The 25,889-nt window shown below is 68.1% G+C and carries 21 protein-coding genes; 12 read left to right on the top strand and 9 right to left on the bottom strand.

Annotation, left to right across the window (positions count from 1 at the left end; translation table 11 throughout):
• Window positions 1-67: 67 nt before the first annotated feature.
• Complete coding sequence (locus H0264_RS16100) at window positions 68-1,477, bottom strand: flavin monoamine oxidase family protein (RefSeq protein WP_231086646.1); 1,410 nt, start codon at window positions 1,475-1,477, stop codon at window positions 68-70.
• Between the two features lie 207 nt (window positions 1,478-1,684).
• Here H0264_RS16100 and H0264_RS16095 point away from each other — a divergent pair, with 207 nt between their 5' ends.
• Window positions 1,685-2,248 (top strand): NUDIX domain-containing protein, encoded by a 564-nt coding sequence (locus tag H0264_RS16095; RefSeq protein WP_181584710.1) that lies wholly within the window; start codon window positions 1,685-1,687, stop codon window positions 2,246-2,248.
• Window positions 2,249-2,262: 14 nt separating this feature from the next.
• On the opposite strand, the gene H0264_RS16090 is transcribed toward H0264_RS16095, so the two are convergent.
• Window positions 2,263-3,009, bottom strand: a complete 747-nt coding sequence (locus H0264_RS16090) for an SDR family oxidoreductase (RefSeq protein ID WP_181584709.1) — start codon at window positions 3,007-3,009, stop codon at window positions 2,263-2,265.
• A gap of 87 nt (window positions 3,010-3,096) precedes the next feature.
• Between H0264_RS16090 and H0264_RS16085 the strand changes: the two genes are divergently transcribed.
• The gene (locus H0264_RS16085; RefSeq protein ID WP_181584708.1) at window positions 3,097-3,966 is read left to right on the top strand and encodes a helix-turn-helix transcriptional regulator; all 870 of its coding nucleotides are present in this window, start codon (window positions 3,097-3,099) and stop codon (window positions 3,964-3,966) included.
• A gap of 6 nt (window positions 3,967-3,972) precedes the next feature.
• Here H0264_RS16085 and H0264_RS16080 read toward each other — a convergent pair whose 3' ends face one another.
• Both H0264_RS16080 and H0264_RS16075 read right to left on the bottom strand, forming a co-directional pair.
• A complete protein-coding gene (locus H0264_RS16080) occupies window positions 3,973-4,491 on the bottom strand; it encodes an NADAR family protein (protein WP_181584707.1) in 519 nt (172 codons plus the stop codon).
• 96 nt (window positions 4,492-4,587) lie between these two features.
• The gene (locus tag H0264_RS16075; RefSeq protein WP_181584706.1) at window positions 4,588-5,847 is read right to left on the bottom strand and encodes a DUF1444 domain-containing protein; all 1,260 of its coding nucleotides are present in this window, start codon (window positions 5,845-5,847) and stop codon (window positions 4,588-4,590) included.
• 139 nt (window positions 5,848-5,986) lie between these two features.
• Between H0264_RS16075 and H0264_RS16070 the strand changes: the two genes are divergently transcribed.
• From H0264_RS16070 to H0264_RS16060, 3 genes are all read left to right on the top strand, one after another.
• Window positions 5,987-7,558 carry an alkaline phosphatase D family protein gene (locus tag H0264_RS16070; RefSeq protein ID WP_181584705.1) on the top strand — a complete coding sequence of 524 codons (1,572 nt, stop codon included), beginning with the start codon at window positions 5,987-5,989 and terminating at the stop codon, window positions 7,556-7,558.
• A gap of 54 nt (window positions 7,559-7,612) precedes the next feature.
• Complete coding sequence (locus H0264_RS16065; RefSeq protein ID WP_181584704.1) at window positions 7,613-8,872, top strand: FAD-binding oxidoreductase; 1,260 nt, start codon at window positions 7,613-7,615, stop codon at window positions 8,870-8,872.
• A 127-nt stretch (window positions 8,873-8,999) separates the two neighbouring features.
• A complete protein-coding gene (locus H0264_RS16060) occupies window positions 9,000-9,779 on the top strand; it encodes an SDR family NAD(P)-dependent oxidoreductase (protein ID WP_181584703.1) in 780 nt (259 codons plus the stop codon).
• Between the two features lie 76 nt (window positions 9,780-9,855).
• Here H0264_RS16060 and H0264_RS16055 read toward each other — a convergent pair whose 3' ends face one another.
• Window positions 9,856-10,272, bottom strand: a complete 417-nt coding sequence (locus tag H0264_RS16055) for a cytochrome c oxidase subunit 4 (protein ID WP_181584702.1) — start codon at window positions 10,270-10,272, stop codon at window positions 9,856-9,858.
• 13 nt (window positions 10,273-10,285) lie between these two features.
• Window positions 10,286-11,401, bottom strand: a complete 1,116-nt coding sequence (gene ctaC / locus H0264_RS16050) for an aa3-type cytochrome oxidase subunit II (RefSeq protein WP_181584701.1) — start codon at window positions 11,399-11,401, stop codon at window positions 10,286-10,288.
• Between the two features lie 337 nt (window positions 11,402-11,738).
• Here ctaC and asnB point away from each other — a divergent pair, with 337 nt between their 5' ends.
• The 7 genes from asnB to H0264_RS16015 all read left to right on the top strand — a co-directional run bounded on the left by asnB (window position 11,739) and on the right by H0264_RS16015 (window position 23,206).
• Window positions 11,739-13,766: an asparagine synthase (glutamine-hydrolyzing) gene (gene asnB / locus H0264_RS16045; protein ID WP_181584700.1), complete on the top strand. Its 2,028-nt coding sequence runs from the start codon at window positions 11,739-11,741 to the stop codon at window positions 13,764-13,766.
• A 147-nt stretch (window positions 13,767-13,913) separates the two neighbouring features.
• Window positions 13,914-15,416, top strand: a complete 1,503-nt coding sequence (locus H0264_RS16040) for an alpha/beta fold hydrolase (RefSeq protein ID WP_181584699.1) — start codon at window positions 13,914-13,916, stop codon at window positions 15,414-15,416.
• 61 nt (window positions 15,417-15,477) lie between these two features.
• Complete coding sequence (locus H0264_RS16035) at window positions 15,478-16,191, top strand: response regulator transcription factor (RefSeq protein ID WP_231087067.1); 714 nt, start codon at window positions 15,478-15,480, stop codon at window positions 16,189-16,191.
• Window positions 16,191-17,525 carry a HAMP domain-containing sensor histidine kinase gene (locus H0264_RS16030; RefSeq protein WP_181584698.1) on the top strand — a complete coding sequence of 445 codons (1,335 nt, stop codon included), beginning with the start codon at window positions 16,191-16,193 and terminating at the stop codon, window positions 17,523-17,525. Before H0264_RS16035 ends, H0264_RS16030 begins: the two co-directional genes overlap by 1 nt.
• 42 nt (window positions 17,526-17,567) lie before the next feature.
• Window positions 17,568-19,043: an AIM24 family protein gene (locus H0264_RS16025; RefSeq protein ID WP_181585590.1), complete on the top strand. Its 1,476-nt coding sequence runs from the start codon at window positions 17,568-17,570 to the stop codon at window positions 19,041-19,043.
• Window positions 19,044-19,126: 83 nt separating this feature from the next.
• Window positions 19,127-19,993, top strand: a complete 867-nt coding sequence (locus tag H0264_RS16020; protein ID WP_181584697.1) for a DnaJ C-terminal domain-containing protein — start codon at window positions 19,127-19,129, stop codon at window positions 19,991-19,993.
• A gap of 27 nt (window positions 19,994-20,020) precedes the next feature.
• Window positions 20,021-23,206, top strand: a complete 3,186-nt coding sequence (locus H0264_RS16015; protein ID WP_181584696.1) for an acetyl-CoA carboxylase family protein — start codon at window positions 20,021-20,023, stop codon at window positions 23,204-23,206.
• Between the two features lie 45 nt (window positions 23,207-23,251).
• Here the strand turns inward: H0264_RS16015 and H0264_RS16010 are convergent, their stop codons facing one another.
• The 3 genes from H0264_RS16010 to H0264_RS16000 are packed head-to-tail and all read right to left on the bottom strand — an operon-like array spanning window position 23,252 to window position 25,862.
• Window positions 23,252-23,953: a methionine ABC transporter permease gene (locus H0264_RS16010; RefSeq protein WP_420832065.1), complete on the bottom strand. Its 702-nt coding sequence runs from the start codon at window positions 23,951-23,953 to the stop codon at window positions 23,252-23,254.
• Complete coding sequence (locus H0264_RS16005) at window positions 23,950-24,984, bottom strand: methionine ABC transporter ATP-binding protein (protein ID WP_181584695.1); 1,035 nt, start codon at window positions 24,982-24,984, stop codon at window positions 23,950-23,952. The genes H0264_RS16010 and H0264_RS16005 overlap by 4 nt, the downstream gene beginning before the upstream one ends.
• Window positions 24,981-25,862 carry a MetQ/NlpA family ABC transporter substrate-binding protein gene (locus H0264_RS16000; protein WP_181584694.1) on the bottom strand — a complete coding sequence of 294 codons (882 nt, stop codon included), beginning with the start codon at window positions 25,860-25,862 and terminating at the stop codon, window positions 24,981-24,983. The genes H0264_RS16005 and H0264_RS16000 overlap by 4 nt, the downstream gene beginning before the upstream one ends.
• Between the last annotated feature and the right edge of the window lie 27 nt (window positions 25,863-25,889).

Raw genomic sequence — 25,889 nt, 5'->3', positions numbered from 1 at the left:
CGTCGCGCGAAGGGCAGGCGCTCGGGGCCTACGTAGCCGGGCACAACACCGACTTGCCCCGAAAAACTCACGCCGATAGCACTTCCCGGGCAGCCCGCTCCCCACTCCGAACGGCACCGTCCATGTAGCCCTGCCAGTAGTCGGCGGTTTCGGTGCCCGCCCAATGGATCCCGCCCACCGGCTCGCGAAGGGCGGGCCCGAATCGCGTGAGGATCCCTGGCCGGGTTGTCGCCGTGGGACCACCCCACGACCACGGGTCGTGGTCCCATTTCTTGAAGCCGTAATCGATGACGCGACTGCGGGCTTCAGCGCCGAAGTACTGTACGAAACAGTCGAGTCCGGATTCGACGAGATCCTGGTCGGGGCGGTTGTCGAGATCGGCCATGGCGTCGGCGGAGATGAATCCCATGAGTACGTGGTGGCCTTGACCGTAACTCTCGTAGGTGACGTCGATGGGGGTGCCGTCGCCGACCACCTGTCCGGTGAGGCCCTGGTCGCGCCAGAACGGCCGGTCGTAGAGGGCGAGGAATTTGGCTATGCGGCCCATGGTGTAACCGCTGGTCAGTTCGGTGCGGTCAGCAGGCAGTACGGGTCGGTAGTCGATGCGGTCGGCGATGGCCGGGGACATGGCGACGATGACTTTCGCGGCGCGGAAGACGCCGCGATCGGTGTGTACTTCCAGGCAGGCGCCGGTTTGGTCGACGGCTCGTGCGGGTGCGCCGTAAACGATGCTGTCGGAGAGGGATTCGGCCATGCGGAGGGGGACCAGGGCCGCGCCGCCGTCGAAGAATCGTTCTTGTGCGCCGCCGTCCACGCCGAGCAGGCGGGAGAACGAACCGGGGTTCTGTTCGTTTCCGGCGGCGGCGAAGTAGTTCATCATGAACAGTGCGGACAGTTCGTGCGGGCGCACCGACAGCGGGGCGGTCTGGGCCAGGGCGAGGAAGAGTTTGCCCTCGTAGGTGTTCGCGTTCGCGTCGATCCAGTCCTGCCAGGTGATGGAGTCGAGGTGGGCCGCGTCGGGGTGCCGCCAGGGTTCTCCGACGGGGAAGCCGATGGCGGTGGTGTCGATCTTGGCCATGGCGACGGCCGTTTCGACGGTGCCAGGCAGCACGGGCAGCGGTACGGCGGCCGGAACCCGGTGCAGCACACCGCGAATCGAGAACAGGGATTCGCCCTGGTTGTAGGTGGGCAGGGTCGGCACGCCGTATTCCCGGGCCAGGGCGGCGATGCGGTCCTGAGTGGGGCCGAGGAATTCCGCGCCGCCGTCGACGGCGACTCCCCCGCGTGTGGTGGCGTTGAAGACGCGGCCGCCGGCGCGGTCTCGGGCCTCCAGCAGCAGGACTCGCCGTCCGGCCGCGCGGAGCGCCTTGGTCGCGGCGAGACCGGACAGTCCCGCGCCGATCACGATGACGTCGGCGTCCCGGTTCGCTCCGGGTGTGGCGGCGGCCGGTCGGGTCGTCGTGATGGTCGCGGCCACGGCCGCACCGGCCGCCCCTCGGAGAAGTGTTCTGCGACTGAGGTTCACAGGCTGGTTCACGGGATTCCTTCCGCCGAGCTGCCGTGCCGGGCAGGGTAAGTCACGACACGACAACCAGGCTGGTCGGTTGCCCAGTTATGGCGGTTTCCCGCCGATCAACTCTTCGTAAACGCTGTCCGAGCACCCACATGCGGCAGGATCGTCGCCATGGACGCCCCCGAGTCATCTCGCGAGATCTATTCGAACCCGTGGATATCGGTTCGTGAGGACATCATTCGACTGCCGAATGGTGAGCCCTCCGTCTACGCGGTGGTCGACAAATCCGACTTCGCGCTCATCATTCCGCAGGACGGCGAGCGGTTTCAGCTGATCGAGCAGTTCAGATATCCACTCCAGGAACGGTGTTGGGAATTCCCGGGTGGCTCGGTGCGCGGGGCCGAGACGTTCGACGCGGTCGAAGCCGCGCGCACGGAACTGCGGGAGGAGACCGGGTTGCGAGCCGAAAACCTCACGCTGCTGGGGAAACTGGCTCCGGCGTCGGCGACGTGCAGTCATCGCGGGCATGTCTTCCTCGCCACCGGCCTGACCGAGGGACCGCATGAGCGGGAGCCCTCGGAGGCGGATATGCGGGCGGCGTGGTTCACCCGCACCGAGCTGGAAGCGATGATCGCCGATGGCCGGATCAACTGCGGTCAGACCGTCTCGGCGTACCTACTGCTGCTCTTGCACGAGAGGACCGGACGCAGCGAAAGCAGCAGCACCGGAGGCTGATTCGATCGGGCCTGTTACCAGTCGAGCCGCCCATAGGCGTCCTGCCCCCACAGGTATCCCCACAGCTGCCCGGTGGGACCGTCTGCGGGCAGGGTGGCCAGGTGCACGCTGGGTTCCGCGCCCTGTTCGGCGCTGCGGAATCCGGTGTTGCCGTTGAGATCTGTCGCGCAGTAGCCGGGGTTGGCGGCGTTCACCTTGATTCCGGTGTCCCACAACTCCTTCGCGTACATGACGGTGACCATGTTGAGTGCGGTTTTGGAGGACGGGTACGAGATGGCCGCCATCGGCCACAGCGGGTTGTTCTGATCGGTCATTCCGGTCAGCGACCCGACCTCGCTGGAGACGTTCACGATCCGCGCCGCCTCGGCCCGCCGCAGCAGCGGCAGCAGCGCATTGGTGACTGCGACGACACCGAAGACATTGGTTTCGTATATCTTTCGCAGGGCGGGCAGGGTGGTGGCCGAGGGCGTCCAGGCGTCGCCCCGGTCGCCGGCGATGCCCGCATTGTTGATCAGGATGTCGAGGCTGCCGAATTCCTCGCCGATCCAGGCGGCGGCCTGTTCGATGGAGTCCTCGTCGGTCACGTCGAGTCGCACGAAATGCGCGTCCGCGCCTTCGGCTTGCAGTTTCCCGGCCGCGGCCTGCCCGAGTCCGGGGTCACGCGCGCCGACGATGACCGTCATGCCGCGGGCCGCGAGTCGGCGTGCGGTTTCGTAGCCGATGCCCTTGTTGGCTCCGGTGATGAGTGCTGTTGTCGTCATATCGCCCAGCGTCACACCGGGCACGCGCGTCCGGGAGGGCCAAGTTGTACCACCCACGCGCGACCGTGATGGCAGAGACTGGAAACCATGACCGCTCGCGACGAACTGGCCGCCTTCCTGCGCACCCGGCGTGCCCGCCTGAGCCCGGCCGAGGTGGGACTGCCGAACGGGATCAACCGGCGCGCAACGGGTTTGCGACGGCAGGAGGTCGCGCAGCTGGCGGGGATCTCGGTGGACTACTACATCCGCCTGGAGCAGGCGCGCGGTGCGAAACCCTCGCGGCAGGTGCTCGCGGCACTCGCGCGGGCGCTCATGCTGACGGTGGACGAGCGGGAATACCTGTTCCGGATGGGCGGGGAGAACCCACCGGCGGTGACGGGCCCGAATCGCACGGTGCCGCACTCGGTTCGAGTCATTCTCGACACGCTCGCCACCCCGGCCTATGTCGTGGACGCCACCTACGAACTGCTGGCCTGGAATCGGGCCGCCATCCCGTTCATCGGTGATGCGGACGCGAATCCGGATCACGAGCGCAATATGGTGCGCTGGATGTTCCGGCAGGCACACGATCATCCGCAGTGGTCGAGCGAGTCGACCCGATGCTTCGCACGATCCACGGTGGCCGATCTGCGCGCGGCCTACGCCCGTTATCCCGGGCATCCCGCACTGGCCGAGCTGGTCACCGAATTGCTGGGCGCCTCACCGCGTTTCGCCGACATGTGGAACGCCCACGACGTCGAGGTCCGCCGCGCGCACCACAAGCGCGTCGAACATCCGGCGCTGGGACTGCTGGAATTCGAATGCCAGGTCATGACCATCTCCGACACCGACCAGCGGATGATCGTCTACTGCGCGGCACCGGACACCGCCACGGCCGCCGTCTTCCGAAGCCTCGCCGCAGCGCATTCCGTACCGCCGAACGGGGCCGGGCGGCAGGTATTGGATTCACTGCGCTGACGCGCGCTACCCAGCACTGAGCGCGGTGCGGGCTTCCATCAAGGCGAAGCCGAGCAGGTTCTCGCCCCGCCACTGTGCGGGATCGGCGGCGGCCGGGTTTTCCGCGCCGAGGCCGATGCCCCAGATCCGGTCGCGCGGTGCGGCTTCCACCAGCACCTTGTCGCCGGTGGCGCGCAGGAACTCCCGAAGCTGCTGGTGCTGGCCGAATTTGGCGATGCTGCCGCGCAGGACGATGTCGTAGCGGTGGGCCACCCACGCGTCCTGGTCGAAGCCGCGGACGGCGCGGCCGAGGCGTTTGGCGTCGGCGGGGGTCTCGCTGGTGAGCACCTTGGCGCGGATCTCCTCGTCACCGAACAGGCGGGCCTTCTCGCCCATCATGAAATGTTCCGCGCTGCGGTAGTTCTGGCCGTCGACGGTGAACTCGACCGGCCACCACTGGCTGAGCACCCATTTGCCGACGGCGTGGCCCGGTGTGCGGGTGTGCCCCCAGAAGAAGAGGAATTCCGGACGGTCCCCGTTCGCCATCCTCGCTGTCAACTGCGCTCTGTCCACGACGCCGAACAGTAGCCGACCCGGGTGACAGGCCGCCGCTGAGTTTCGCTGGGACAGCCGCTCATTCAGTCAGAACGGCACAGCCAAGGCGCGCAGGCGGGCCATGATGTCGGCGGGTGGGTGGCCTTCGGCGCGGTAGCGCGGCGGCGAGAAGCCTGGGACGGCCGGGAACTCCACGAAGGCGGCCACGTCGTCCCAGGTGACGCCGAAGCGGGTGCCGGCGGTGTCGACGAGGACGATCACGTGTGCGCGGGGCAGCAGGTGGGTGACGCCGCCGTCCACCCAGGTGGTGAAGGTGAATTCGGTGCCGTCGGCGCGCCGCACGTGTTTGATGGCGCTGAGGATCGCCCGGCTCGCCAGTTCCTCGTCGTCTTCGAGAATGCGGGCCTGCAGGGTGTAGGCCCTGGCCTCCAGCACGGATTCGGCGTGCCGCAGGGGTTTCCAGGCCGGGTCGGTGTCGGGCAGCCACAGCGGGACGAGCTCGCCGTCGTCGTCGACCGTGTAGGGCACCGGGGACACCGGCCGCGCCGCCGCCCGGTAGTGCTCCTCGATCTTGGCCATGAGAACCCGCAGTCCGTCGTCGGTGGCGCCCAGCACCAGGTACATGCCGACGTGCTGCGGGAAGAAGAGGATCGGCCGGGTGCCGGTGCGCGCGACCACGCCCGCCAGCCAGCCGGGCACCAGCGGGAGCGAGCCGACGTAGGTCTCGCCCTTGTCGTCGTCGAATTCGAGGATGCGCATGCCGTCGCCGGGTTCGAAGGCGGCGAGGGTGTTCATGGCGAGGACGGCCATATTGTCGTGTGCGATGGCATAGGCCGTGTCCTCGTCCACGCCCCAGTTCTCGAGATGCCGGGTGGTGACGAATTCGAGGGTGGCCAGCCGGTCGATCACCACCATCTCGACCAGATACGGCAGCACCGGCCGGGCGAGCTTGTGCACGCCGGGCAGCGGGCCGTCGGCGTGCAGGCTGGGACTGTGGTCCTGCCCGGGGGTGTGGCTCTGTTCGACTTCGCGCAGCATGGGCCGCAGCCGGGGTGCGATGCGCGCCCAGTTCTGCCCGTCCTGCGTCGTGGTCAGCGCCGGTCCGGCGCGCATGATCGTCTCGTGCACGGCGTCGCACAGTTCGGTCCCGGTCCGGCCGCCGCAGCGCTGGTAGAGCAGCGAGACGCTGATCCACCCGGTGCCGCCCCCGCGCAGTTCGAAGAAGACCGTGTCGTCGGCCGGGTCGTAGTCGGCCGCCCAGACCGAGGCGTGCCCGCGGACGTGCTGTAACACCTTCCGCCCGAACTGCTTTCGCTCGGAACCGAAGACCCCGCCGAGGAAACCCATGGGGCGGACTATACGGGCGCACCGCGACATTCCGAGGGGCCCTGATTACCTGGGCGCCGGGTTCGGCATGGCCGAGAATTTGCTGTCAGGTTCGCCGCGGTTCAACCGGAGTTGATCATGTTGCTGAAAGGTCGGCCCCATGGCTGTCGAATCTTCATCCGGGCTCTCCCGCCGTACGCTGCTGCGCGCCTCCGCCACCGGTTTGCTGGTCGCTCCCGCGCTCGCGGCCTGCGCGAAAGGGGACGGCCCCGGGCTGGTGCTGAACCGCCCGGCGCTCACCCACGGTGTCGCGGTGGGTGACCCGCGCAGCGACGGCGCGCTGATCTGGGCGCGTTCGGACCGGCCCGCCAAGCTCATCGTGGAGACCGCCGCCACCGAATCCTTCACCGGCGCCAAGCGTTTCGAAGGTCCCATGCTCACCCCGGATTCCGACGGCACCGGCCGGGTGCGTCTCAGCGGCCTGCCGGCCGGACAGCAGGTGCACTACCGCGTCACCCTGGAGGGCGAGGGCGGCGCGACGTCCGAGGCGCTCACCGGTGTATTCCGCACTGTCCCTGCGGCTTCCTCCGATATCACGCTGCTGTGGTCGGGCGATGTGGTCGGTCAGGGCTACGGCATCAATCCGGATCTGGGCGGTATGCAGATCTTCTCCGCCATGGCCGCGCGGGATCCGCACCTGTTCATTCACTCCGGCGATTCCATCTACGCGGACAATCCGGTCAAGGAATCGGTCACCCTCGCCGACGGACGCGTGTGGAAGAACATCACCGCCGAGGCGAAAAACGCTGTGGCGCAAACCCTCGACCAGTTCCGCGGCAACTACGCCTACAACCTGATCGACGAGCACTACCGCAAGTTCAATGCCGCGGTGGCACAGATCGTGCAGTGGGACGACCATGAGACGGTCAACAACTGGTACCCGGGCGGTCAGGTGCCCGCGGCCAAGCAGGGCTACACCGAACGCAGCATGGACACCCTCGCCACCCGGTCCTGGCGGGCCTTCCACGAGTGGATGCCGGTGGAGCCGCGTGAGGCGGTGGACGGGCGACTGTATCGCAAGGTCTCCTACGGCCCGATGCTGGATGTCTTCGTGCTCGATATGCGCACCTACAAGGACGCCAACGACGAGAACCGCTCCCCCGCGGGCACGATCCTGGGCGAGGCCCAAACCCGGTGGCTCATGGACGGATTGCGCGGTTCCCAGGCCACCTGGAAGATCGTCGCCAATGATTTGCCGCTCGGGTTGATCGTCAAGGACGGTGAGCAGAAGGACCGCACCGCCTTCGAGGGTGTGGCCAATGGCGATCCGGGTGCGCCGTCGGGCCGCGAGGCCGAGATCGCGCGGGTGCTGTCGTCGATCAGGTCCAACCGGGTGTCCGGGGTGGTGTGGCTGACAGCCGACGTGCATTACACAGCGGCACACCACTATTCGCCCGAGCGGGCCACGTACCAGGACTTCGATGAATTCTGGGAGTTCGTGTCCGGCCCGCTGAACGCCGGCGCGTTCGGTCCGAACGACCTCGACCCGACGTTCGGTCCGGAGGCGGTTTTCGTGCACGCACCGCCCGTGCAGAACGCATCGCCGCTGGATGCGGCCTATCAGCACTTCGGCGAAGTCAAGATCGACGGGAAGTCCCGCGAACTCACAGTGAATCTGTGCGATTCGACCGGGAACGTGCTGTTCACCAAGCGGTTGGCCCCCGGGCGCTGAGACCGCCGGGCAACTGCGAGCACGAGGCGCGTGACTGTGGTTAGCTGTAGCGCCATGAGCACGCCCGTCTCCACCCTTCCCGAAGAATTTCTGCCGCGGGACACCGCGGATGTGGTTCGTACCGTTCGGGATTCGCGAAAGTCCACGAAACCGCTGATCATCCGGGGCGGGGAGCGGCCGGACGAGGAACTTGCGCCGCCCGAGCAGGGCGCCGTGCTCAGCATGCGCAGGATGAACCGGGTGCAGGTGGTCGACGCCGACGCCCGGACGGTCCGCGTGCAGGCGGGAGCACGGCTCTCGGATATCGATCGCACGCTGGGCGCGCACGGGCTCGGGCTGCCCATCGTCGGCGACCATCGGGACATCACGGCGGGCGGGTTCGCGGCGGTGGGCGGGCTGTCGACGGCCTCGCACCGCTACGGCATGTTCAGCGACAATGTGGTGGAGCTCGAATACGTCGATCAGGACGGGCGTTTCGGCACCTGCGGGCGCAATCATCACACCGAGCGGTTCCATCGGATTCTGGGCGGGGGCGGGCGCACCGGGATCATCACGGCGCTCACCCTCGAAGTGCGCGAGACCGACAAGGACCGGACCTGGCTCACCACCGACGCGCATCGGTTCCTGGACTTCGACACCTTCGTGGAGCAGGCGTTCAAGGAGATTCAGTCGCCGGGTGAGTCCATGTTGCAGGTGGGGCGCTGGGTGGATACCGCGCCCCTGAAGGTGTCACGACCGGTCGGTACCGGGCATGTGCAGCTGGGCACCGTGCGCTTCGGGCAGTGGTCGAGCCTGTACCCCACGCAGCCGAACCTGTCGCTGCGCGCCCGCCGCGAGGTCGGTGCGCGCGCCCGAAAGTCGCTGGGCGCCATCGCGTCCTCGGCCAGCGGGCGCGCGGGCATGCCGGTGCGCAATGCCGCCGCGGGTGCGCTCATGTTCGCTCCCAAGGTGCTGACACTGCGCGACGCGGAGTATCTGGCCGACACCGTCATCTCCTCCTCGGAGCGCGGACCCGCCTACCGCATCTCGGTTTTCGCGCCGCTGTCCACCTATCCGCGGGTGTTCCACGGCCTGCACGATCTGTTCTCCGGACACCGCGAACGCACCGGCTGCTTCACCGTGATCTCGGCCCTCACCTATGGCGTGCGGTCCCGCTACCTGCGCGAACTGGACAACGAGGACCATGGCTTCATCACCTTCACCTGCCGCCTGCGGCCGGCCGCCCTGCCCTCGGAACTGTTGCGGGACATCGTTTCCGGAATCGACGAGATCTGCCGCACCGAACGCGCCCGGCGTTATGACCCAACCGATTAGAATGTGTTCCGCCGCACTCCCAGCAAACGATTAGCAGCTGGGAATCCCCGATGCGGCGGCTTCGGCAGCGGGGTGCCGGGGCATGGTTCAGCTCGAGCTCGTTTCGCGTGTGAAGGTTGCCTGTCCCATGATCGAATTTCGCGCGGGTTCCCCCCGCCGTCCCCGTCCCTCCGAAGCCGTCGCGGGCAAACGCGTGGTCATCACCGACGCGTACTCGGACATAGGCCGCGCCACCGCCCGATTACTCGCGGCCCAAGGGGCCGAAGTTCTGCTGGTGGCACGGCACGGTAGCCAGCTCGCCACCGAATGCGCCGACATCGTCCAAACCGGCGGCCGCGCACACTGGTTCCGCTGCGACATCTCCGCCCTGGGCGATGTCGATCAGCTGGTCGAGTGGCTGCTCACCGATTTCGACAGCATCGATGTCCTGATCAACAATGCCGGGCGCCCCATGCGCCGCCCGGTCCTGCAATCCCTGGACCGCTTCCGCGACTACCAGCGCATGATGGCGGCCAACTACTTCGGCCCGCTGCGGCTCACCCTCGGCCTGCTCCCCGCCATGCTCGCGGGCGGCTCCGGCCACGTCGTGAACGTCGGCCCGTGGAGCCTGACCACCGGCGCCGCACCGAATTTCGCCTCCTACGCCAGCTCCCAGGCCGCCTGGACCACCTTCGGCCAATGCGCCGACGCCGAACTGTCCCCCCGCGGCATCCACGTCACCACGGTCCACTACCCGGCCCCGGAGCACGCGATCCCGGACGCCGAGGAGGCCGCCCGCTGGATAGAAACCGCCATCCGCACCCGCCCCACCCAGATGCAGCCGCCGCGCCTCCCGCGCGCCCTGGTGGGCCTGGCGAACATGGCCCCGCGCTCCACCCTGCGCCTGAAACACGCACTGGGCATATAGCTTTCGCCCGTTCGGCAGACAAAGCGAAGCGCCCCACCCGGATTCGGGTGGGGCGCTTCGGTTCAGCGGGGAGAGCTCAGTGCTTTTCCGGGCCGAGGTGGTACTCGAACACCAGGCCGCCGGCGGCGATCAGGATGCAGACCACGCCGATGCCGATCAGCCAGAACTGGAAGAACGCGAAGCCCAGCGCGGCGACGGAGCCCGCGGCGGCCAGCAGGATGGGCCAGAACGAGCCGGGCGAGAAGAAGCCCAGGTCACCGGCGCCGTCGACGATCTCCGCGTCCTCGTAGTCCTCGGGACGCAGGTCCAGGCGACGGGCGACGAAGCGGAAGTAGGTGGCCACGATCAGCGACAGGCCCGCCGAGAGCACGATGGCGGTGGTGCCCGCCCACTCGATGCCGGTGCGGGACTGGGCGGTGAAGTAGCCGTACACGACGGCCACGAGCACGAAGAAGATCGTGATCAGTTCGAAGATGCGAGCTTCGACCTTCATGTCAGTTCAGTCCTCACTTGGCTTCGGTGAGACCCGCGCCGCGGGCGGTGCGGTCGGTGTTGAACGGCTTGGTGCTGGTGGCGACCGGCGACTCACCGATGCTCGCGAGCGCCTCGGCGTTGGTCTTACCGGCCTCACGCGCCGCCAGGTACTTCTTGAAGTTCTCCGGCGACACCGCGCGAACCTCGAAGTTCATCATCGAGTGGAAGGTGCCGCACATCTCGGCACAGCGGCCCACGAAGGCGCCTTCCTTCTCGATCTTGGTGATCTGGAAGACGTTGTCCGAGTTGTTTTCCTTCGGGTTCGGCATGACGTCGCGCTTGAACAGGAACTCCGGCACCCAGAAGGAGTGGATGACGTCGGCGGCGGCCAGCTGGAACTCGATGTTCTTACCGGTCGGCAGGACCAGGACCGGGACCTCGTTGGAGGTGCCGATGGTCTCGATCTTGTCGTAGTTCAGGTACGAGATGTCGTTGGACGGCAGGCCGTTGTTCGGGCAGGGCTGCTCGTGGCCTTCCTCGTTCTTGCGCTCCAGGCATTCCTTGCGGATGTCGGTGTTCAGCGACTGCCGGTCGAGGTCGACACCGTTGTAGACCTGGCCGTCCTTGAAGTCGACCTTCTGGTAGCCGAACTTCCAGTTCCACTGGAAGGCGGTCACATCGACCACGACATCCGGGTTGTCGACCTTCTCGTGCACGTAGTTCTGCACGACCACGGTGAAGTAGAACAGCACCGCGATGATGACGAACGGAATCGCGGTGTAGCTCAGCTCGAGCGGCACGTTGTAACCGGTCTGCCGCGGGAACTCCGGCGAGTTCGCCTTCTTGCGGTGGAACGCGACGGTCCAGAAGGTCAGACCCCACACCAGCACGCCCATCGCCAGCGCGGCGATGACCGACCAGGTCCACAGTTCACGCATGCGGGTGGCCTGCGGCGTGATACCCGAAGGCCAGCCGAACCGCAGCACCTCATTGTCGATGTTGCAGCCGGAGACGAGCATCGCGGTGATCCCGAGGGATACCGCCAGCCCGGCCCGGCGAAGGATACGGCCGCGCCGACCCTGGGCGGGTCGTGCCCCAATCGCTTCGCTCGCCTTGTGCGCCACGCTCAACGCCTTCCTGGTCGTCATTCCGACTCGGCGCCGCCCGAACTCCCTACCGCCGGGCGACACATTTTCAGCACGTTTGGAAACCTGAGAATCGGCGGCGCGCAACGCACAGCTGACCCTCGGAGTTCCCGAGTACTACGCAGCGTAGACCAAACCGGGCGCGACATTGTGATCGGGTCGCATTCAACACGCTGCGAACCTGATCGCCTCGGTAGGAAAACCGGATAAGCCGTGGTTACGGGCTCCGGCGGCGGGATCGGCACGCGTGCGGCATACTCGGACAGTAAGTTTCGCGTCCTGCGCGCTCCCGGTCGAGGGAGCCGCCATCCCCGACTCCGGAAACGAGGTTCTCGGCGCAGTGTGTGGCCTGCTCGGATTTCTGACAGCTTCCACGGCAACTTCCCCGGACGGGCGGACCGTCGAAACGACCGCCGCACAGGTGTATGAAGCGCTGCACTGCCAGCGCCATCGAGGCCCCGACGAGAAGGGCACCTGGAACGACGAGCGGATGATCTTCGGCTTCAACCGCCTGTCGATCATCGACATCGAACACTCGCACCAGCCGCTGCGCTGGGGTCCGCCGGAGAACCGGGAACGCTACGCGCTCACCTTCAATGGCGAGATCTACAACTATCTCGAACTGCGCGAGGAGCTGGCCGCCGAGCACGGCGCCGAGTTCGGCGGCGAACCCATGTTCGCGACCGAGGGCGACTCCGAGGCGATCGTCGCGGCCTTCCACTACTGGGGCCCCAAGGCCGCGAGCAAGCTGCGCGGCATGTTCGCCTTCGCCATCTGGGATACCGAGCTGAACAAGCTGTTCATCGCACGCGACCCGTTCGGCATCAAGCCGCTGTTCATCGCCACCGGCAAGGGCGGCACGGCGTTCTCCAGCGAGAAGAAGAGCCTGCTGGAACTGCTTCCGGCGCTGGAGCTTTCGGACGCCCTCGATCCGCGGGCCCTGGAGCACTACACGGTGCTGCAGTACGTGCCCGAGCCGGAGACCCTGCACAAGGACATCCGCCGTCTCGAATCCGGTTGCTACGCCTGGATCGAACCGGGTCAGGCGCCGCGCGTCACCCGCTACTTCAACCCGCAGTTCCGCGTGGTGCCCTTCCCCAAGCCCGGTGATGTGACGGCGTACGCGCCCACCACCAACCCGCGTCCGGTCTCGCAGCGGCCCAATACCGTGGCCAACCGGTACCGGGAGATCGCCGAGGCCCTGGAAGACTCGGTCGCCAAGCACATGCGCGCGGATGTGACCGTCGGCGCGTTCCTCTCCGGCGGCATCGACTCCACCGCCATTGCGGCCCTGGCCATCCGGCACAACCCGAACCTGCTCACCTTCACCTCGGCCTTCGAGCGGGAGGGCTACTCGGAGGCCGATGTGGCCGCCGAGACCGCCGAGGCCATCGGCGCCAAGCATTTCATCCGCACCGTGAGCCCCGAGGAATTCGCGAGCTCCATCCCCGAGATCGTCTGGTACCTGGACGAACCCGTGGCCGACCCGGCGCTGGTGCCGCTGTACTTCGTGGCCAAGGAAGCTCGCAAGCACGTGAAGGTGGTGCTGTCCGGCGAGGGCTCCGACGAGCTGTTCGGCGGCTACACCATCTACCGGGAGCCGCTGTCGCTCAAGCCCTTCGAGTACCTGCCCAAGGGTGTGCGCAAGCTGGCCGGCAAGCTCTCGGACCGGATTCCCGAGGGCACCCGCGGCAAGAGCCTGCTGCACCGCGGCTCGCTCACCCTGGAGGAGCGCTACTACGGCAATGCTCGCAGCTTCAACGACGCCCAATTGCGTTCGGTGCTGCGCGAATTCCGCCCCGAGTGGACGCACCAGGACGTCACCGCGCCCATCTACGGCATGCAGGGCCGCGACTGGGATCCGGTCGCGCGCATGCAGCATCTGGACCTGTTCACCTGGCTGCGCGGCGACATCCTGGTCAAGGCCGACAAGATGACCATGGCCAACTCCCTGGAACTGCGTGTGCCGTTCCTGGATTCGGAGGTCTTCAAGGTCGCGGAGAAGATCCCCTACGACCAGAAGATCACCAAGGAAACCACCAAATACGCACTGCGCCAGGCGCTCACGGACGTCGTCCCGCCGCATGTGCTCAACCGCGCCAAGCTCGGCTTCCCGGTGCCGCTGCGGCACTGGCTGCGCGGGCCGGAGCTGTTCGACTGGGCGCGCCAGCAGATCGTGGATTCGCAGACCGATCACCTGCTGAACAAGACCGCGATCCTGGCCATGCTGGAGGAGCACCGCACCGGGCCGCTGGATCACAGCCGGCGACTGTGGACGCTGCTGGTGTTCATGATCTGGCACGGCATCTTCGTGGAGCACCGGATCAAGCCGGAGATCCAGGAGCCGGTGTACCCGGTCAGCCTGTAGCGGAATCTGCCGCGAGCGGGAGCGCACCTCATTGCGAGGGCGCTCCCGTTCCCGTTTTCCGGCGTCTTCCCTGAGCCCCGGAACTTCTTACATTCCTTTGCCATTGCTCTGGCTGACCGCTGACATGAGCGGCCCAGGATCACTGCCATGACAAAGCGCAAGAGTGCATCGGCAGTGATCAGCGGCATTGCCGCGCTGGCGACCGTGGCGGGATTGCTCACGGCGTGCGGAACGCAGCAGACGGCGGCTGCCCCGGACTGGTGTCCGACGGTGGAGGGGCATCGGGTCGAGTGCGGCCAGGTGATGCGGCCGCTGGTGGCGGGGCGGCCGGATCTGGGCGAGATCCAGGTGGGTTACGCCCGGGTGCAGCGGACCAATGCGAACGCACCGGCGGCGGGGACCATCACGCCGAACCCCGGTGGCCCGGGTGTGGCTCTGATCGAGCGGGCCGGCGAAGCGGTCGCCGTCATGACGGGGACCGGGCTGATCGAGGATCATGACCTGCTGCTGATCGACCCGCGCGGCACCGGGGTGTCGACCTCGCTGAATTGCGGTGCGGACGAACGCGAATACGCTCTCGCGACGCGAGAACGGCAGCGGGAGATCATCACTCACTGCGGCGAGCAGCTCGGCGAACGTGCGGCCGGATACACCTCGGCGGCAACGGCCGACGACTTCGACGCGGTGCGAGCACATCTGGAGATCCCGAAGCTGGTGCTGTACGGCATCTCCTACGGCACCTACCTCATGCCTATGTACGCGCAGCGGCATCCCGACAGCGTGCAGTCCATGGTGCTGTCCGGGGCATACCCGTGGGACTTCGATCCCCTGAACCGGCCCAACGCGGAGGCGGTTTCCAGTGCGCTGCAACGTGTGTGCGACCGCAGCAAAGCCTGTGACGGGAATACCGCGGTGGCGGATCTGAAGACGGTGGCGGCCCGGCTGCGAACCACACCGATCCAGGTCGGCGGCGAGAACCCGGTGCGGCTCGACGAGAAGAAGCTCGCCAGTTTCCTGTTCGAGACAGGCACCTCCGATGTCGGAGCGCATCCCGAGCAGCCCACCCTGCTGGGCACCATGCCCGCGGCCCTGCACGCGGCCGCGCGCGGCGACGACACCCTGTTGCGGGAGTGGACCGTTCAGGCGGCCGCCGCGCCCAACTACGAGAACATCGACCTCTACATGACCGTCACCTGCAACGACTACGCGACGCTGTGGTCGCCGGAAGCCACTGGGCCGCAACGAGAACAGCAGTACCGGGCGGCCCTCGACCAGGTCGGCACGGTGGGCGCGTTCAGCGCCGAGGGATTCTCCGGCGCACAGCGTGACGGCGGCGACGCCTGCCTGGGCTGGCCCGCCACCACCGCCGAGCGCCCCGCCCAGATCCGCGCCGCGCTGCCGAACGTGCCGGTGCTGGTCATGTCCGGCGACCTCGACGCCATCACCCCCGACGCGAACGGCGTCCGTGTCGCGGCCAAGTTCGCCAACGCCACGTTCGTGTCCGTCCCCAATACCGGCCACGTCCCGGAGATGGAGCCGAGCGGCTGCGCGGCGGGCATCATCGGCGCCTTCGTCCGCACCGGGGCCACCGGCCCGCTCGACTGTGTGGCCGCCGTGCCGCCCATCGCGGTGGCCCCGGTGACGAACTGAGGCGACGGCTGCCATGACCGCGTCCGAGGCCGCACACCCTGATCCGGTGCTGAACGATGCGATGGAGAATGGCTCGGTGATCTCCCAGCAATTCGTGCCCGCCACGATTCTCGTAGTCGAGGACGATCCGAATGTGCGCAGCACCCTGGATCAACTGCTGCGATTCGAGGGCTACCGGGTGGAGCAGGCCGCCAACGGCCTGGAAGCCCTCGAAGCCGTCGAGCGGCAGCAACCGGACGCGGCCCTGGTGGATGTGACCATGCCGGAGCTCGACGGCCTGTCGCTGTGCCGCATCCTGCGGCGCAAGGGCAACCGCGTGCCGATCCTGGTGCTCACCGCCCGGCACCAGGTCGGCGACCGGGTGGCCGGCCTGGACGCGGGCGCCGACGACTACCTGTGCAAGCCCTTCGATATCGAGGAGCTGCTGGCGCGGGTGCGAGCCCTGCTGCGGCGCAATGCCCCCGAGGTGGATCAGCACGTGCTGTCCGTGGCGGACCTGACCCTGGACCCCGCGACCCGGGAGGTGCGCCGCGGCGACCGCCTGCTCGAACTGACCCGCACCGAATTCGAGGTGCTGGAGATGCTCATGCGCAACCAGCGCGTGGTACTCCCGAAAAGCCGCATCTACGAAGACATCTGGGGCTTCGACTTCGACACCGAATCCCGCTCCCTGGACGTCTACATCGGCTACCTGCGCCGCAAAACCGAGGAGGGCGGCGCACCCCGCCTGATTCACACCGTCCGCAATGTCGGCTACACCATCCGGCCGTCGTAATGCTGCGCACCAGAATCACTCTCGCCACGGTGGCCGTGGTGGCGGCGGCCATCGTGGGGGCCATGATGCTCACCTATCGCGCCGTCGCGCCCCTGGTCGTCGATCAGCTCGAACGCGGCATGTCCGACCGCGCCGACACCGTGCTCGCCCTGGTGGCAGCGAATGCGCCGGTGCCGGAGCGCGCCGACACCACCGAGCAGGTCCTGCTCCCCGACGGCACCGTCACCCACCTGACCCCGGGCCGGAAACCCTTGCCGGTCAACGACACCGACCGCGCCATCGCCCGCGCCGGGTCGGGCGAAGCCGAGACCGAGGTGGCACAGGACGGTGCCGAACTGGCCGTCCTCACCAAGGGCAGGCCGGGCGGCGGCGCGGTCATGGTGGCGCAGCATCATTCCGAGGCACTGCGCGTGGAACAGCTCGACAGCGAAGTCCGCACGCGCACAATGTGGATCACCGCGGCCGCCCTGGCCGTGGCCGCCCTGCTCTGCTGGCTCGCGATAGGCGGCATCCTCCGCCCGATCCGCCGCCTGGCCGCCACCACCGCCCGCATCGCCGACACCCAGGACCTCTCCACCACCCTCCCCGACCGTCACCGCGGCGAAGTGGGCGACCTGACGCGCAACTTCAACACCATGCTCGCCGCTCTGCGGGTCTCCCGAGCCCAGCAACAGCGCCTGGCCCAGGACGCCGCCCACGAACTCCGCACCCCTCTCACCTCGGTGCGAGGCAGCGCCGAACTCCTGCAACGCGCCGCCGGCCGCCTCTCCCCCGAAGACGAGGCCAAAGTCCTCACCACCCTCGTCCACGAAGCCCGAGCCCTCGACGATCTGGTCCGAGAACTCGTCGACCTGGCATCGGACCAGTACGCCACCGAGGACCCCATCCCCCTGCAGCTCGCCGACCTGGCCGAAGACTGCGCGGCCCGCTGCCGCAGGCGCACAGCCCGCCTCATCACAGTCACGTCCGCATCCCCCGCCACCGTCCAAGCCCGCACCCGAGCCCTCTCCCGCGCCATCGACAACCTCCTCGACAACGCCACCAAATACAGCCCACCCGACACCCCCGTCACCGTCGAGGTGTCCGGCCCCCGCCTCACGGTCCGAGACCAGGGCCCCGGCATCCCCGCCGCCGACCGCCCCGCCATCTTCGACCGCTTCTACCGAGCCGACGCCACCCGCTCCACCCCCGGCTCCGGCCTGGGCCTGGCCATAGTCCACGACGTGATCGCCGCCCACGGCGGCGCAGTCCACGCCGCCCCCAACCCGGGCGGCGGCGCAGCCGTGGGCTTCACCCTCCCCACCCCACGCCGAGGCAGCGCCCCGGCGTTGTAGCGTACTGCCCGAACTCACGACAGACTGGAGGCCGTGAACGCGATGACGACGCTGGCTCGCGGCGAGAACCGTCCCGCACCCGCAGATCGGATGACGGTCACCGTCACCTGCGGCGCGCCACTGGATGTTTCGGCGCTGCTGCTCGGGACCGACGGCAAGGTCCGCTCCGACGGCGATTTCGTGTTCTTCAACCAGCCGGTCGCGCAGGGCGTGATGTACCGGCACGGGCAGGGCGCGGGCGACATGGTCGACGTCACGACCAGCGCACTGCCGCCCGACGTGGACAAGGTCGTCGTGACAGCCAGTCTGGACGGGCGCGGACCAGCGACCCTCGCCAGCGCCGGGGCACTGACCACCACGATCGGATCCCCTTCCGGCACGCTGACTTTCCCGCTCACCGGACTCACAACCGAGACGGCCGTGGTGTGCGTGGAGATCTACCGCCGCCAAGGCGCGTGGAAGGTGCGCGCGGTCGGGCAGGGGTACGACAACGGGCTCGCGGGGATCGCCACGGCGTTCGGCGTGAACGTGGACGACGAACCGGCCCCGCCGACGCAGCCTCCGACTCCCCCACCCGCACAGAGCTATTCGCAGCAGCCGGGCGGCGCGACGCCTCCCGGATACGCTGCCGCGCCGCCCGCACCGGGGTACGCACCGCCGCAGCCGTATCAGCCGACAGGCGGACAGCCGCCCGGCTACCCGCCGCAGGCGCCCCCGCCACAGCCATATCAGCCCGCCGCCCAGGCGCCTGGATTCGCCTCTCAGCAAGGAGCACAGCCGATGCAGAGCGATCTGTTCAGCCCGAGTCATGCCGAGGTCAATGGCGTCGGCATTCAGAAGCAGAACGGGAAGATGATCAAGGTCGCCGTGCAGGGCGAGGTGATGGCGCGCGCCGGATCCATGGTGGCGTATCAGGGTGATCTGCACTTCCAGGCGCTCGGGTCCGGCGGCATCGGGCGGGCCATTCAGCAGCGGCTCACCGGTGAAGGCGTGCCGTTGATGAAGGTGAACGGGCACGGGGATCTGTTCCTGGCCGACAGCGCCGCCGATGTGCACACCATCGACCTGGACGGAACCGATGGCCTGACCATCAACGGTTCGAACGTCCTGGCCTTCGATTCGAGCCTGCGCTACGACATCAAGCGGGTGCAGGGCGCGGCCGGATATGCCAGCAACGCAGGGTTTTTCAACTGCGTGTTCACCGGACGCGGGCGCATTGCCATCACCACGCACGGGCATCCGGTGGTGCTGAACGTGGACGCGCCCACCTATGCCGACCCGCAGGCCGCGGTGGCGTGGTCGTCGAGCCTGCAAACCGGGATCAAGCGCAATGACTCCTTCGGCTTGGGCCGGCTCATGGGCCGCAGCACGGGCGAGGGCATGACCCTGCAGTTCTCCGGCCGCGGGTTCGTCGTGGTGCAGCCGTCCGAGCTGCCGCCCGGCGGTCTGATCGGCGGCACCGGCGGCGGCCAGCAGGCCGGGCAGAGCGGCGGCGCGCTGGGCGGCCTGTTCGGCTGAGCCCGAAACCGCGCCCGCCCTCGAATAACCCACCCGCCCACGGGGTATTCGCACCGGTAGAGCCGAGGCAGGGTGAGAACCGGGTGGCGGAACGGGATTACTACACAGCGCTCGGGGTGAGCCGCGACGCGAATCAGGACGAGATCCAGCGCGCCTACCGCACCCTCGCGCGCCGCCTCCACCCGGACGTGAGCACTGACCCCGAGGCCGAAGAGCGCTTCAAGGAGGTCGTGGAAGCCCACCGCGTGCTCTCGAATCCGCGCCTGCGCGAACGCTACGACGGCCGCCAGGAGCCACCCGGGGAAAGAGTCTGGGTCGGTTCGGATTCCGGCTCACCGTTCGGTTCCGGATTCGACCTGGCCGATCTCATCGGCACATTCCTGGGCGCCCACGCGAAACCTGAACCGGCCCGGGGAGCCGACCAGGAGGCCGAACTCGAACTCACGGTGGAGGAAGCCTTCCGAGGCGGTCCCCGCCCGGTGACCCTGCCCGCCGGTGCGCAATGGCGCAGACTGCGCGTTGCCATCCCGCCGGGAGTCGTTGACGGGCAACGCATTCGACTCAGCGGCAGGGGCGCGGCGGGCGAAGGGGACGGCCCGGCCGGAGACCTGTTCCTGGTGATCCGCCTGATGCCGCACCAGCGATACCGGCTGGACGGCCGCGACATCACCGTGGATCTACCCCTGACCCCCTGGGAAGCGGCGCTCGGAGGCTCCGTTTCCCTCGAAACCCCCGGCGGCACAGTGACACTCACGGTGCCGCCCGGAACCTCCAGTGGCCGCCGCCTGCGGGTGCGCGGCCGCGGCTTCCCGAATCCGCAGGGGGATCCCGGCGACCTGTACGCCGAAGCCCGAATCCTGGTGCCGGATCACCTCTCCGACACCGAACGCCGCCTGTTCACCGAACTGGCCGCCGCCTCCGATTTCAACCCGCGTGCCCCCTTGTCGTGACCACCATTCCCGCACAGACTGGGCCGGGTGCGAGTGGTGATTGCGAATCGGGGCGAGATCGCGGTGCGAGTGCTGCGGACGGCCCGCGAACGCGGATGGTCGACAGTGGTGCTGCACACGGCCGACGAGGCCGCGAGTCTGCCGGTGCGCCTGGCAGATCAGGCGGTGCTGCTGCCCGGGAACGGCGCGGCGGCGTACCTGGACATGGCGGCCATGGTGACCGCCGCCGGCGGACACGGCCCCGGGGCCGTGGTGCACCCCGGGTACGGCTTCCTCAGCGAGAGCGCCGACTTCGCTGCCGAATGCGCGGCGGCGGGGCTGGTTTTCGCGGGGCCGTCGCCGGAGGTGTTGCGGGTCTTCGGGGACAAGGTCGCGGCGCGGGCGGCGGCCGAGCAGGCCGGGGTGCCGGTGCTTCCGGCTACCCGCGCGGGGGCCGGGCCGGAGGAGATCGCGGCGTTGCTGGCCGCGCATCCGGCCGGGGTGATGGTGAAGGCCGCGGCCGGAGGTGGCGGCCGGGGGATGCGGGTGCTGCGGGATCCCGCGCAGCTTGGGGAGGTGTACGAGCACAGCCGCGCCGAGGCGCTCGCCGGGTTCGGGGACGACACCGTGTATGCGGAGGCGCTCGCCGCCGACGCGCGGCATATCGAGGTGCAGATCGTCGCGGACGGAAGCGCGGCCGTGGCGCTCGGCGATCGTGATTGCAGTGTGCAGCGCAGGCATCAGAAGGTCGTCGAGGTCGCGCCCGCACCGGATCTGGATGCGGCAGTGCGGGATCGGTTGCACGAGTACGCGGTGCGGATCGCCGAGTCGGTGAACTGCCGGGGCGTGATCACGGTCGAATTCCTGGTCGGCGCGGCGGGCGTGTGGTTCCTGGAGGTGAATCCCCGGCTACAGGTGGAGCACACCGTCACCGAGATGGTGACCGGCATCGATCTGGTTGCGGTGCAATTGGATCTGGCGCGAGGCCGCAAGCTGGCGGAGTTGGGGCTCACGGAAACCCCTGCGCCACGGGGATTCGCGGTGCAGGCCCGCGTCAATGCCGAGTTGATCACCGCCGACGGCACGATCCTGCCCAGCTCCGGCACGATCACCCGGTTCGACGCGCCGACCGGAATCGGCGTGCGAGTCGATACCGCCGCGCAGATCGGCATGCGCCAGGGCGTGCGGTTCGACTCGCTGCTGGCCAAGATCATCGCGCAGGCTCCTACGTATTCCGCTGCCCTGCAACGCTGTTCGGACGCACTCGCCGAAACCGTGCTGGTCGGAGTCGATACCAACCTCAGCCTGCTGCGCGCGCTGCTCGACGACCTGGTGCACACCGGACCCGTAACGACCACCTGGCTCGAACAACATCTCGACGAGTTCCTGACGCGCACAAGTGAATACGCGCTCCCGCTGCCGGAGCACACCATGACACCGCAGCAAGGGGTCAGCGGGCCGCAATTGACCGAGAGCGAGGTCGCGCTGCACTCGCCGATGGGCGCGACCGTGGTTTCGCTGGCGGAACCGGGCACACTGCTGGCCGCGGGCGCGGAGATCGCGGTGCTGGAGGCCATGAAGATGCAGCATGTGCTGCGGGCCGACACACCGTTGCGGGTGGTGCGGCATATCGTCGGCGCGGGTGCGGTCGTGGACCCGCATGCGGTGCTGTTGACCTGGACCGCCGCCGATCACGACGGGGCCGCCGCCGAATCGGCTGCGGTGGATCTGGATTCGGTACGGGATGACCTGGCCGAGGTGCGTGCCCGGCACGCGGCGACGCTGGATGCCGCGCGGCCCGAGGCGGTAGCCAAGCGGCATCGACTGGGGCGGCGGACCGCGCGGGAGAACCTGGCCGATCTGGTTGATGCGGACAGTTTTCTGGAGTACGGCGGGCTGGGGATCGCGGCGCAGCGAGCGCGGCGGAGTATCGAGGATCTGATCGCGAACACTCCTGCGGACGGGTTGGTGGCGGGGGTGGCCACGATCAATGCGGGCCTGTTCGGGGCCGAGCGGGCCAGGGCGGTGGTCATGTCGTACGACTACACGGTGCTGGCGGGGACGCAGGGTGTGCGCAATCACGCCAAAACCGATCGCATGCTGGAACTCGCTGGGGAGCAACGGCTTCCGGTGGTGTTCTTCACCGAAGGCGGGGGCGGACGGCCCGGGGACACCGATCACGGCGGGATCTCCTGGCTGGATGTCGGCACGTTCCGCACCATGGCGGCGCTGTCGGGGAAGGTGCCGCTGATCGGGATCGTCTCCGGTCGCTGCTTCGCGGGAAACGCCGCGCTGCTGGGGATGTGCGATGTGGTCATCGCTACGCCGGACGCCAATATCGGAATGGGCGGACCGGCCATGATCGAGGGTGGCGGGCTGGGGGTGTACGCACCGGAGGACATCGGGCCGATCGACGTGCAGCGCCGCAACGGGGTGGTGCACGTGGTCGCCGCCGACGAGGCGGAAGCAGTGGATCTGGCACGGCGGTACCTGGCGTACTTCCAGGGCGCGGTGACCGAGTGGGAGTCGCCGGATCCGCGGCTGGCCCGGCACGTCGTGCCGGAGAATCGGTTGCGGGCCTTCGACATTCGCGCGGCCATCGAAGCCGTCGCCGATCTCGGGTCGGTGCTGGAGTTGCGGCGGGACTGGGGCGTCGGCCTCGTCACCGCACTGGTGCGGGTGGAGGGGCGGCCGTTCGGGCTGATCGCCAACGATTGCCATCATCTCGGCGGGGCGATCGACGCACCCGCCGCCGATAAACTCAGCGCCTTCCTGCGGATGTGCGGAGAACACGGGCTGCCGATCGTCTCGCTGTGCGACACACCGGGTTTCATGGTCGGACCGGAGGCCGAGCAGCACGCGACGGTGACCAAGTTCAGCCGCCTGTTCATCGATTCGGCGGCGCTGGACGTGCCGTTCGGCACCGTCATCTTGCGCAAGGGGTACGGGCTGGGCGCACAGGCCATGGCGGCGGGATCATTCCGCGCACCGCGATTCGTGATCGCCTGGCCCACCGGCGAAATCGGCGGCATGGGGTTGGAAGGCGCTGTGCGCCTGGGTTTCGCGAAGGAGCTGGCGGCCATCGAGGATCCGCAGCAGCGGCAGCAGGCTTTCGACGCGCTCGTCCAAGCCGCCTACGCGAATGGCAAAGCGCTCACCGCCGCAACGGTTCTCGAACTCGACGCGGTCATCGACCCCGCCGATACCCGTCGCTGGATCAGCACACTGAGGTGAGCGGCGCCGGCGGCGGCCGGAGGAAACGACCGCCGCCGGCGCAGGTCAGCGCCGCAACACCTTGCGGGCCGCCCAGTTCCCGAGGAACTGGATCCCCTGCACGCCCACGATGATGATGAGCGTGGCGACGAGGGTCACCTCCCAGTTGAACCGCTGATACCCGTAGACCAGCGCGAAGTCACCCAGTCCCCCGCCACCCACGGTGCCCGCCATGGCCGACATGTCCACAATGGCGATGACCACGAAGGTGTACCCGAGGACCAAGGGCCCCAACGCTTCCGGAATCAGCAGTGTCAGAATGATCCGCACCGGCCCGGCCCCCATGGCGCGCGCGGCCTCGATCACCCCGGGATCCACGGTCACCAGGTTCTGCTCGACAATGCGGGCAATGCCGAAGGACGCCGCCACGATCATGACGAACGCCGCCGCCTCCGTGCCGATGGTGGTGCCGATGACCTCCAGCGTGATCGGGCCCAATGCGGCCAGCAGAATGATGAACGGAATCGGCCGCACCACGTTGACCAGCACGTTCAGCACCAGATTCACCGGAGCGTTGGCCAGCAGGCCCCCTTTGCGCGTGGTGTAGAGCAGGGTGCCCAGTGCCAGCCCGATGACGCCGCCCACCACGAAGGTGAGCAACACCAGGTAGACGGTGGTGCCGATGGCCTCGGTGAGAACCGGCCGCAGCTTGCCCCAATCGGTGTCCACGGCAGCGAGATTCGCCGTGCTGATGGTCCCTGGATTCATGCGGTCCTCCGTACCGGCGCGACGCCTTGCGCGAGCGCCGCGAGCACACCGTCCACCGCTTCGGCCGAGCCGTCCAGGGCGAGGGTGATACTGCCGAAGGTCTTGTCCTGCAACGTGCTCACGCCGCCGTACACGATCTCGAAGTTCACCCCGGCCCGTACGGCGATGGCCAGCACCTTGCCGATGCCGCGCTGGTCGTCGATGTCGACGGTGACCAGCCGCCCTGGATACTTGGCCCCGAGTCGCCGCAGTTCCCCGGCGTCGGGCCGGTTGTGCAGCACCGTCTCCACGAAGGAGCGCGTGGGTGCGGCCTGCGGGGCGGCGAACACGTCGAAGGTATCGGCCAGCTCCACGATGCGTCCCTCGGCCAGCACCGCCACCCGATCGGCCACGGCGCGAATCACATCCATCTCGTGCGTGATCACCACAATGGTGACGCCGAGCTCCCGATTGACCTTCCGCAGCAGCCGCAGCACCTCCTGCGTGGTTTCCGGGTCCAGCGCCGAGGTCGCCTCGTCGGCCAGCAGCAGCGCCGGCGAGGTGGCCAGTGCGCGAGCAATGCCCACGCGCTGCTTCTGCCCGCCGGACAGCTGATCCGGGTAGCTCTTGGCCTTGTCCGAAAGCCCCACGAACTCCAGCAGTTCCGCGACGCGAGCCTTGCGTTCGGCCCGCTTCCAGCCCGCCACCTTCAGCGGATACTCGATGTTCCCGGCGGCGGTCCGCGACCGGAACAGATTGAACTGCTGGAACACCATGCCGATATCGCGGCGCAGCTGCCGCACCCGCGACTCCGGCACCCCGGTGATCGGCCGGCCGGACAGGAGAATGCTTCCGCCGGAGGGCTTTTCGAGCGCGTTGATGAGCCGGACGAGGGTGCTCTTCCCCGCGCCCGAATAGCCGATCACCCCGAAGATCTCGCCCTTCTCGATGCGCAGATCCACCTCCGCGAGCGCGGTGTGCTCCTGCTTCCCGGTCCGGAAAACCTTGCTGACCGCACGGAATTCGACCGCGGCGTCGGCCGTCGCGCTCACTTGGTCTCGCGGATGGTCTGCTGCACCCGCGCCAGAATCGGCTCCAGTTCCGGTCCGCCGCGCCGCACCTCGACCGCGGTGCCCTTGGACGTCTCCTGCACGGCCGCCTGCACCTCGGCCCCGTGCCAGATCTCGACGAGCTTCAGATAGGTCGGATTGTTCTTGTCCGCGGCCCGCGTGACGAACGCGTTGATGTACGGCTCGGCTCCCGGGCTGTTCGGATCATCCTTGTACAGCGCGGATTTCGGATCGATGCCGGACTTCTGCAGGAAGGTGTTGTTGATGATGGACCCGTCCACCGACTGCAGCGACAGCGCGGTCTGCGCGGCGTCGACCGGCGTCACCTTCACCTTGGAGGCGGCCTTGTCGATATCGGCCGGGGTGGGCTGACGCGGGTTGCCGGTGAGCTTCAGCAGCCCGCCCGACTGCAGCACGAACAGTGCCCGCGCCTGGTTGGTGGGATCGTTCGGAATGGCGATCTCGCCGCCCTGCGGGATGTCGGCCAGCGAGTTGTGCTTCTTGGAGTACAGCCCCAGCGGCACCACCTGGGTGGCTCCGATCGGCGTCAGATCCTGATCATTGGCCTCATTGAACTGCCCGAGGAACTGCAGGTGCTGGAAGAGGTTCACGTCGACCTGCTGCTGCGCCAGCGCCTGATTCGGCTGCGAGTAGTCGGAGAAGCGGGTGATCTTCAGGGTGATGCCCTGCTCGGCCGCCTTCTTCTCGAAGACATCCCACTCCGGGCTGCTCTCGGTGGTGCCGATCTTCACAACTGTGCCGGAGGCGCTGTCGTCGCTGCCGCATGCCGTGGCCGTGAGGGTGAGGCCGACGGCTGCCGCCACCAGGACCGGGATCGCCAGTCCCCGCTTGAATTTCACTCGTGCTCCCGAATGGATAGTCGAAAT

This window comes from Nocardia huaxiensis (assembly GCF_013744875.1).
In the GTDB taxonomy this organism is placed as follows: domain Bacteria; phylum Actinomycetota; class Actinomycetes; order Mycobacteriales; family Mycobacteriaceae; genus Nocardia; species Nocardia huaxiensis.
The sequence above is the reverse complement of the archived record's forward strand: the minus strand, read 5'-3'. Positions and strand labels throughout refer to the sequence as shown.